Source organism: Streptomyces sp. A012304 (assembly GCF_026008495.1).
Classification (GTDB): Bacteria; Actinomycetota; Actinomycetes; order Streptomycetales; family Streptomycetaceae; genus Streptomyces.
Genome location: NZ_BQUN01000070.1, coordinates 1 through 8,281, shown reverse-complemented (window position 1 = coordinate 8,281; position 8,281 = coordinate 1). Strand labels below are relative to the sequence as shown.

The 8,281-nt window shown below is 70.0% G+C and carries 8 protein-coding genes and 2 pseudogenes; 6 read left to right on the top strand and 4 right to left on the bottom strand.

Annotation, left to right across the window (positions count from 1 at the left end; translation table 11 throughout):
• Positions 1 to 174 precede the first annotated feature (174 nt).
• Positions 175 to 726 carry a hypothetical protein gene (locus ALMP_RS16515; RefSeq protein WP_264928699.1) on the top strand — a complete coding sequence of 184 codons (552 nt, stop codon included), beginning with the start codon at positions 175 to 177 and terminating at the stop codon, positions 724 to 726.
• On the opposite strand, the gene ALMP_RS16510 is transcribed toward ALMP_RS16515, so the two are convergent.
• Positions 683 to 1,474, bottom strand: coding sequence for an IS5 family transposase (locus ALMP_RS16510; RefSeq protein ID WP_309299484.1), 792 nt, complete (start codon positions 1,472 to 1,474; stop codon positions 683 to 685). The two genes, ALMP_RS16515 and ALMP_RS16510, sit on opposite strands and share 44 nt — an antisense overlap.
• Before the next feature lie 842 nt (positions 1,475 to 2,316).
• Here ALMP_RS16510 and ALMP_RS16505 point away from each other — a divergent pair.
• Positions 2,317 to 2,439, top strand: a complete 123-nt coding sequence (locus ALMP_RS16505) for a hypothetical protein (protein WP_264928697.1) — start codon at positions 2,317 to 2,319, stop codon at positions 2,437 to 2,439.
• 24 nt (positions 2,440 to 2,463) lie between these two features.
• On the top strand, positions 2,464 to 3,453 hold the full coding sequence (locus ALMP_RS16500; RefSeq protein WP_264928695.1) for a hypothetical protein: 990 nt from the start codon (positions 2,464 to 2,466) through the stop codon (positions 3,451 to 3,453).
• Positions 3,454 to 3,762: 309 nt separating this feature from the next.
• Here the strand turns inward: ALMP_RS16500 and ALMP_RS16495 are convergent, their stop codons facing one another.
• The 3 genes and pseudogenes from ALMP_RS16495 to ALMP_RS16485 all read right to left on the bottom strand — a co-directional run bounded on the left by ALMP_RS16495 (position 3,763) and on the right by ALMP_RS16485 (position 5,754).
• Positions 3,763 to 4,122 (bottom strand): hypothetical protein, encoded by a 360-nt coding sequence (locus tag ALMP_RS16495; protein WP_264928693.1) that lies wholly within the window; start codon positions 4,120 to 4,122, stop codon positions 3,763 to 3,765.
• Positions 4,123 to 4,713: 591 nt separating this feature from the next.
• Positions 4,714 to 5,076, bottom strand: a pseudogene (locus tag ALMP_RS16490) (GNAT family N-acetyltransferase); the annotation flags it as partial.
• Between the two features lie 84 nt (positions 5,077 to 5,160).
• The gene (locus tag ALMP_RS16485; RefSeq protein WP_264928692.1) at positions 5,161 to 5,754 is read right to left on the bottom strand and encodes a TetR/AcrR family transcriptional regulator; all 594 of its coding nucleotides are present in this window, start codon (positions 5,752 to 5,754) and stop codon (positions 5,161 to 5,163) included.
• Positions 5,755 to 5,833: 79 nt separating this feature from the next.
• Here ALMP_RS16485 and ALMP_RS16480 point away from each other — a divergent pair, with 79 nt between their 5' ends.
• The 3 genes and pseudogenes from ALMP_RS16480 to ALMP_RS16470 form a co-directional block, all read left to right on the top strand.
• On the top strand, positions 5,834 to 6,757 hold the full coding sequence (locus tag ALMP_RS16480) for an oxidoreductase (RefSeq protein ID WP_264928691.1): 924 nt from the start codon (positions 5,834 to 5,836) through the stop codon (positions 6,755 to 6,757).
• An 84-nt stretch (positions 6,758 to 6,841) separates the two neighbouring features.
• The gene (gene istA, locus ALMP_RS16475; RefSeq protein ID WP_264928689.1) at positions 6,842 to 8,104 is read left to right on the top strand and encodes an IS21 family transposase; all 1,263 of its coding nucleotides are present in this window, start codon (positions 6,842 to 6,844) and stop codon (positions 8,102 to 8,104) included.
• Positions 8,101 to 8,281 (top strand): annotated as a pseudogene (locus ALMP_RS16470) (AAA family ATPase); the annotation flags it as partial. The gene istA and the pseudogene ALMP_RS16470, both read left to right, overlap by 4 nt.

The following is an 8,281-nucleotide window of genomic DNA, read 5'->3' as shown; positions in this document are numbered from 1 at the left end:
GACTCTCCGCAGCCCGTCAGTAACCCCAACCACCCTGGTTACACCGCTCGTTTGACAGACCCGAAGCTGTTGTCTTTCCGGGCTTGAGGACGGCGTTTTCGCTGGTCGGGCATGGGGTGGATGATCCTGTGGGAGTGGTGGTCTGTCGTGTCGCCGCTGCTGTGGAGGTCATGGATGCCGTCGGTCGTGGGGCTGCTGGAACAGCGCGAGCTCGTCGCTCGCCGTGGCGTGGACGAGCTGCGGGAGGAGGCCGACCGCATCCAGGCTGAACTGGCCGTGGCCGAGCGGGACTGGAAGGAATGGGCCATCGCTCGCTCGCAGGTGGGCGAGGTGCTTGCCCCGGCGGACGAGACCGGGCATGGCCACGACCAGGCCGACCGGACAGCACCGGCCGCCGACGGGCAGGCCGGGGAGGTATCGCCGACGCCGGAAGCGGCGAAGACGAAGTCGCAGGTGCCGGTGTGGCGTTCCGGGCTTGCGTGGTCGGCGTTGTCGGCGGACTACCAGCGCATCCTCACCGCGCTCGCGGGCCGGGCCCGGCTCGGGCAGGGGCCGATGACCTGCCAGGAGATGGCTGCTTTGTTCGGCATGGATGTGGTTCCGGCGCGGGTGGAGGCGCTGAGGTCGAAGGCGAAACGCCTGGTCGCGCGCGGCTGGCTGGCTGAGCCGGCGCCGGGCCGGTTCACGCCCGCCCGCGGGGTGAGCGGGCCAGGCGGCGGGTCATGAGCAGGGTCATCGACCAGTAGATCATCGCCTCGGCGCTGGCGGTGCGGCGTTCGAAGTCGCGGGCCAGGCGGCGGGTGCGCATGAGGTGGGCGAGGAGACGCTCGACGATCCACCGCTTGGGCAGCACCACGAAGCCACGCATGTCGTCGCTGCGTTTGACGATCGCCAGGACCAGGGCGAACGTGGCCAGGCAGTACTCGATGAGGCTGCCGGTGTAGCCGCCGTCGGCCCAGACGAGGTCCAGCAGGTGGTGGGCGCCAGCGACTTGGCGCAGCAGGACCTGGGCGGCGGCCCGATCGCCGACATCCGCGGCGGTGACCATGACGCCGAGCAGCAGGCCGAGAGTGTCGACCACGACGTGCCGCTTGCGCCCGTTGATGTTCTTGCCACCGTCGAAGCCGCGGCTGTCGGCGCCGACGACGGCGTCCGCCTTGACCGACTGCGAGTCGATCACGCCCGCCGTCGGCTCCGCGTCCCGGCCCAGCCGCTCGCGGACCCGGGCGCGCAGCCGGTCATGGAACTCCTTGATCAGGGCGTGGTCGCGCCAGCGGCGGAAGAAGGCATACACCCGGTCCCACGGCGGGAAGTCGGCCGGCATCGCACGCCACTTGATCCCGTTGTCCACGAGATACCGGACCGCGTCCAGCAGCGCGCGGTGGCAATACCCTTCCGGTCGGCCGCCCCGCCCGCGCATCCAGCCCGGCACCGGCAGCAGCGGCCGGACCTCAGCCCACTCCCCGTCCGTCATGTCCGTCGGGTACCGGCGCTGCCGCCCGGGCCGGTCGGCCGCGTTGCCGTACACGTGCGCGAGGCAATCACACGATGGAGCGGCCGAGTTGGACTGCCCCGCCATCGACACGGAAGACTGCGGCACCGGGGCCTCCTGCTGCTCTATGGATTCGACACCCACGAGCTGTTCAGGAGGTCCCTTCCTCATGCCCTCGCCACGGCAGGATCACCAGACCGGGAACCCACGTTCGACTGCCACCGCTCAAGATCGAAAAGACAACAGCTTCTTGGGCCATCTATCGATCCTCAGGCGGGCCAACTGCAAATCCTCGCTGCCCGCCAACCTCGTCGACTCCCGCGGGCACGGGGCCACCTATCAACCGAAGTCACATGCCCCCTTACGAATAGATCACGGCTCGGCAAAGCCCGAGAACCCGACGTCACACCGCAGCGCGGATCGACACCTGTAGAAGGTGAACGGCGGGAATGACCCGCCCCACCATCCTGGAGCGCCCTGTGGCGAGCACCGTCGGCGAGCCCGAGTCCACCCCCTCCCGCACCCGGAAGGCCCCCTCCTCAGCCCCCTCCATCGCCCCCTCCGCGCCCCGTCGCCAGGGTCACGGCGTTGACGCAGGTCAGACCCGGCGGACAAGGGGGCGGCGCAGGTTTGACAACCCTCTTGCCTCAAGGCGTCCTACTCACCGGAAGAACTCGACAGAGCCCAGGCGGAGGGAACTGCTGCAAGCACTGGGGATTTTCCAGCGCGCGACTGCCGACCAGCTGTGGAAGCTGACCCGGCCGGACAACCGGCACGACAAGCTGACGCGGGACAACCTCCTGGATCTGGAAGAGCACCGCCTGGTGAGGATCGAGTCCGTCCAGGACGACCAGCGGCAGGTCTGGGTGCTCACCGCCCGGGGACACCGCGAGGCGAAGCAGCTGCTGGAGCCGAAAGGCATACGCGTCTCCGCACTGCGCAAGTAGGAGTACGACCCGGACACGGGGGAGGTGCTCAGCGGTGGCTACGACGACCACGCCGCGGCGGTCACCTCGACGGCCGCCGAACTGCACCGGGCGGGCATCGGGCACCTGCTCGGCTTCGAGACCGAGGTACCCCACCGGCTCGGCAGCGGATACGTGCAGCGGGCCGACCTGGTGATGCGGGCGCCGGCCTCGGGAGTACCCGTCCTGTTGCTGGAGATCGACCGCCGCACCGAGGACGCCCACGAACTCGTGCACAAGCTGCGCCGGTACTGGGAGTGGGGCCGGCTGCTGGCGCCGGACGCGGACAAGCACACCGTGGACCTGGTCCGCTCCCGGCCGAACGCGATCGAGGACGTCGGCAACGAGAAGCGGCTGTGGCGCCGGGTCTACCCGCCGACCGGCCGGGAGGGCCTGGTGCCACTCGCGTTCGTGTTCGCCGACACCACCAAGGCCAAGGTCGACAACACCGTGCAGGTCCTCGAGGAAGCCGGCCGCCGCTACTGGGCGCCGCGCCGGTACGACACCCTCTACCGAGAGGCGATCACAGCGAAGGACTACAGCCAGGCGGTGCCGGTCGTCTTCACCACCCTGGAACAGCTGATGGAGCACGGCGCGGACGCGGCGGTATGGCGGCGCCTGGGACGGGCGGGCGAGCAGACGCTGACGGCTGCGCTCGACAACCCCGACGGCGACGTCCTCTTCTGGAACCAGGAGGCCCGCGCCGACGCGGAGTACAAGAGGCGCCGTGCCGCTGAGCGGGAGGCGCGGCGGCCGGTGTGTAAACGGTGCGGGGCGAAGTTCACCGACGAGCGCTGGGAGGAGATCACCATGCATCGGACGGCCTGGCAGGCCGGTGACCTGTCCGTGTGCGGGCCCTGCCACGCCGACGACGTCGCCCGCGAGGAAGCCGCCGCCGAAGCCGCCCGCATCCAGGCTGCCACGCCACCGGAGCCGGAGCACGACCACGACCAGGAGCCGGGCAAGCTCCAAGGCCTGTTCCGCCGCCGCAGCTGACCCACGAAAACGGCGCCGCCCCTCCCCGTCATCAGATGCGGGAGGGAGGGCGGCGTCGTCGGCAAGTGCGTCCCGCGAAGGGTGCGCGGAGGGTTGCACCGACAGGAGGCTGAACCGTTGGCTGGACGGTTGCTTCCAGCGGGGGACCGAGGGTGGGAGCCCCCAAACCGGACATCGCCTGTTCCAGCAGGTCAGCCCCTGTGGGCAAGCCGCCCGGCCAGGATGACACCTCTTCCCACGCGATAGCAGGGGAAGAGGTCGGCTGGCTGGCCGGGGGCGGGGCCGGCGAGGCCGTCCCGACGCCTCGGGTTAGGGGGCGGGTTGTTCACCGGCGTCGTTCATGGCGGCGCGGCACCACTGCAGGCCGGTGCCGTTCGGAGCGGCATCGCCTACCTCGTGAAGGATCAGGAGGTGACTGCCCGGGAGAGCTGCGGACGCGGCCATGGCGGACAGCAGCCCGTCGGCCAGCGCGGTGCCGTCCTTCTCCGCGAGCGGCTGGGCACCATGGGGACGCACCTGGTGGTGGATCTCCTCGCCGCCCTTGACGACGAGCGTGAGGTACTGGGACGACTGGCGGTCCCACTTGACCTGCACGATGGTGTCCGCGCGTACCGTGCGGCTGCCGGAGATGATGCTCTGCGCCCGTACCCACACGTCCTGTATCCCCATGAGCCCTTGCCCTCCCGTACCGCGGCTGCGTCGACGCCCCGATTCTGCTGCTCCCGGATCACCGGGGGAGGGGACTTCGGGGAAGACCAGCCGACCGGGGCCGGCATACGGCACGGGCCCGGCCCCGACAGAGTCGGAGGGCCGGGCCCGGCTCGTACGCGTAGCCGAAGACCGCCACGGGGCTTCGCGGCTCCTGCGCGCAGGCGGCTAGCTGGCCGCGCACGCACGGGCACCGGGGCTCACCACCTGCTTGTCTTTGTCTCGGCCGTCTGCTGAACGACCGGGTGAGCGTGACGCACTATGGGGGCTTCGGGACACGCTGCCACTTCTCCCGGGTCACAACTCCCGGGGTTCGGCCGCCTCCTGGCTCCTCACGCTGCGGCTGTGAAACCGCAGTCCCTCATGCCCCAGACGACCGCCAGCGTGGCCCGGCCTCGTCCAGGGGCAGCCAACCACGGCTCTTCCGCTTCGGTCGGTGACACCACGGTGAAGGAGAGAAGACCACCCTTGCGAGCGACACCGGACCACATCACGGAATGTCAGGGCACCGGTCAGGCCGGGACCTCCCGTTGAGGGAGTCGATGGCGCCGATCAGGTCGTGTGCGTGCGGTCGAGCAGCATCACGGCATACAGCGGTGAGTCGGGGAACGGCTGGCGTTCGCCGACCTTCTTGTATCCCCAGCCCTCGTACATCGCCTGGAGGCGGGGCCGCTTGGTGTCCACTGTGAGCACGGCCAGGGCCTCGGGCCGGTCGGCGAGCAGCGCGGTGTGCAGCCGTTCCCCGAGTCTCTGCTTGCGCCATTTCGGCCTGAGCATCAGTTCCGAGACGGAGAACGTCGAGGGGTCGGCCGGCTCTTCGGCCAGGTACTCACGCCACCATTCGCGGCCCGGCTCGCCGGGCGCCCCGTAGGTGAACCCGATGGGTTCACCACCCTCGAAGGCGACCACGCACGTGAAGCCTTCCCGGCTGTCGCCAGTCTCTGAAAAGTGACCCTCAGCAAGTTCTTGAAAGTTGACCCCTCTGACCGTCCTGCGCGGCTACTGCGGCGCGCAGCCGCGCAGGATGGACGCGATCAGGTCGTCCAGGCCGTGCTCGGCCACCTCGGTTGGCAGTACGCCGCTCACCGTCAGGTCGGCGTAGCCGTGCAGCGCCGCGAAGACCGGTAGCGCAACACGTTCCAGCTGCCCCTCGCGCACTTCGCCCCGGCGTTGTCCGTCGCCGATCAGCTCCAGGAGTTGCTCGGACCACCGGTGGGCGGTCGCGCCCACCGCCTCCGATGCCTCCGGGCTGTGCTTGACCGAGAACATCAGGTCGAGCAGGGCTGCGTTGGCCACGGCGAAGCCCACGTAGGCGCGGGCCGCAGCATCCAGCCGGTCGGCGAACGCCTCACCAGCGCCTTCCTGTGAGGCTGCGATGGCCTCGGCTAGTCGCTCGAACCCGGTCAGTGCCAGGGCGTCCAGCAGTGCCTGCTTGGACTTGAAGTGGCGACTGGGTGCGGCGGGGCTCACCCCGATCTCGCGGGCCAGCTCCCGCAGGGACAGTGCGCCCGATCCCTTCTCGCGCAACGTCTGCTCGGCCCGTGCGAGGAGCGCGGCGGGGAGGTCTCCGTGGTGGTAGGGGCGGTTCGTCATGCTCCCAGCCTAGCCGGGTGTGAGCGACGCCCACATTGTTAATGTTGCATACATTGTGGTCAGTGAATACATTGGAGGCATGGCAAAGCACACGCACACCCAGCCCTGGAACACCACCGACATCCCCGACCAGTCCGGCCGCACCGCAGTCGTGACCGGCGCCAACAGTGGCCTCGGCCTCGCCACCGCCACGGCCCTGGCCGCCGCGGGCGCCCACGTTGTCCTCGCCGTACGGGACGCCAAGCGCGGCGAGGCCGCAGCCCAGTCCGTGAACGGCAGCGTCGAGGTCCGCCGGCTCGACCTGGCCGACCTCGCCTCGGTGCGCGAGTTCGCCGCCGACTGGCACGGCGACCTGGACCTGCTCATCAACAACGCCGGCGTCATGAACGTCCCCGAGGGCCGCACCAAGGACGGCTTCGAGACGCAGTTCGGCACCAACTACCTGGGGCACTTCGCCCTGACCAACCTGCTGCTGCCGCAGATCACGGACCGCGTGGTGTCCCTGTCGTCGACCGCGCACAAGTCCCCGGGCAGTCCCCGCATCCACTTCGACAACCTTGACCTGACCGGCGAGTACGACCCGATGACCGCCTACAGCCAGTCCAAGCTGGCGATGCTGCTGTTCACCCTGGAACTCCAGCGACGGCTCGCCGCAGCCGGCTCGCCCGTCCGCGCGCTGGCCGCCCACCCCGGCTGGGCTGCCACCAATCTCCAGGGCAACGACGCCAGCACCCTGCGGCGCCTGTTCTTCCGCCTCGGCAACAAGTTCATCGCCCAGGACGGCCAGGCGGGCGCGCTCAACTCCCTCTACGCGGCCGTCCAGGACCTGCCCGGCGGCAGCTTCGTCGGCCCCGACGGCATGTTCGAGATGCGCGGCACCCCCGCCCTGGCCGGCCGCTCGGCGGCGGCCAGCGACCCGGCCACCGCGCGCCGCCTGTGGACCGTCTCCGAAGAGCTGACCGGCGTCACCTTCCCGGAGCCGACCGCGGCAGTTCAGTCCTGAGCCTCCGGGAGCTCGGTTGAATTCGCGAGGTGGCTCGAGCTCGCTGATCACGTGGCTCCCGAATTGCCTGCTCAATACAAGAGGGTGCTGAAGGTGGAGGACTGGGCGGAGATACGTCGGCTGCATCGAGCAGAGGGCGTGCCCATCAAGGAGATCTCACGGCGGCTGGGGGTGGCCCGGAACACGGTGCGGGCCGCGTTGAACTCGGACCGGCCGCCGAAGTACGAACGGGCCCCGCGCGGACGGGTGGCGGACGCCTTCGAGCCGCAGATCCGCGGCTTGTTGAACGAGTGGCCGAGGATGCCGGCACCGGTGATCGCCGAGCGCATCAAGTGGCCGTACTCGATGTCGCCGCTGACGAAGAAACTGGCCGAGATCCGGCCGGAGTACGTCGGCATCGACCCGGTCGACCGGGTGGCCTACGAACCCGGCCAGATCACCCAGTGCGACCTGTGGTTCCCGGTGACGAGGGTCCAGGTCGCTCCCGGCCAGCAGCGGGTCCTGCCGGTCCTGGTCATGACGCTCGGCTTCTCCCGGTTCCTGACCGCGGAGATGATCCCGACGCGGCAGGGCGGCGACATCCTGGCGGGCATGTGGTCGCTGATCAGCGGAATCGGCCGGGTGACGCACACGCTGGTCTGGGACCGCGAGGCGGCCATCGGCGGCAGCGGGAAGGTGACCGCGCCGGCCGCCGCTTTCGCCGGAACGCTGACCACGAAGATCAAGCTCGCGCCGCCACGCGACCCCGAATACAAGGGCATGGTCGAGCGGAACAACCAGTTCCTGGAGACCTCGTTCCTGCCGGGACGGCAGTTTGCCTCGCCGGCCGACTTCAACCAGCAGCTGGCTGAGTGGCTGGAGCGGGCCAACGCCCGCACCGTCCGCTCCATCCAGGGCCGCCCGGTCGACCTGCTGGAGACCGACCGCCAGGCGATGATCGCGCTGCCGCCCTTCGCGCCGCCGATCGGGCTGACCCAGCGGGTCCGGCTCGGCCGGGACTACTACGTCCGCGTCGACACCGTCGACTACTCGGTGGACCCGCAGGCCATCGGCCGGTTCGTCGACGTGACCGCGATGCCGGACACGGTCACGGCCGTCTGCGACGGCCAAGTCGTCGCCCACCACCAGCGGTCCTGGGCCAAGCAGGCTGTGGTCACCGACCCCGTCCACGCGGCCACCGCGGCCCGGATGCGCCAGGCCCTGGCCCTGGACCGGCAAAGACGCCAGGCGGCAACCCGCCAGCACAGCGACGGCCATGCCGTCGCCCTCCGGGCCCTGCCCGACTACGACGCCCTGTTCGGCGTCGACTTCGACCCCGCGAGCACGACGAAAGCGAGCAGTGAGTGACCACCACCGCACCGACGAAGGACGGCCTGCCGTCCATGATCGCCTACCTGACCCGGGTCCTGAAGACCCCGACCATCGGCGCGTTCTGGGAGGAACTGGCCGCCCAGGCCCGCGACGAGAACTGGTCCCACGAGGAGTACCTGGCCGCACTGCTGCAGCGGCAGGTTGCCGACCGGG

Coding starts and splice junctions, on each gene's coding strand:
- ALMP_RS16480 (WP_264928691.1), top strand. CDS start 5,834: ATGGCAAAGCACACGCACACCCAGCCCTGGAACACCACCGACATCCCC.
- ALMP_RS16515 (WP_264928699.1), top strand. CDS start 175: ATGCCGTCGGTCGTGGGGCTGCTGGAACAGCGCGAGCTCGTCGCTCGC.
- ALMP_RS16510 (WP_309299484.1), bottom strand. CDS start 1,474: ATGACGGACGGGGAGTGGGCTGAGGTCCGGCCGCTGCTGCCGGTGCCG.
- ALMP_RS16495 (WP_264928693.1), bottom strand. CDS start 4,122: ATGGGGATACAGGACGTGTGGGTACGGGCGCAGAGCATCATCTCCGGC.
- ALMP_RS16485 (WP_264928692.1), bottom strand. CDS start 5,754: ATGACGAACCGCCCCTACCACCACGGAGACCTCCCCGCCGCGCTCCTC.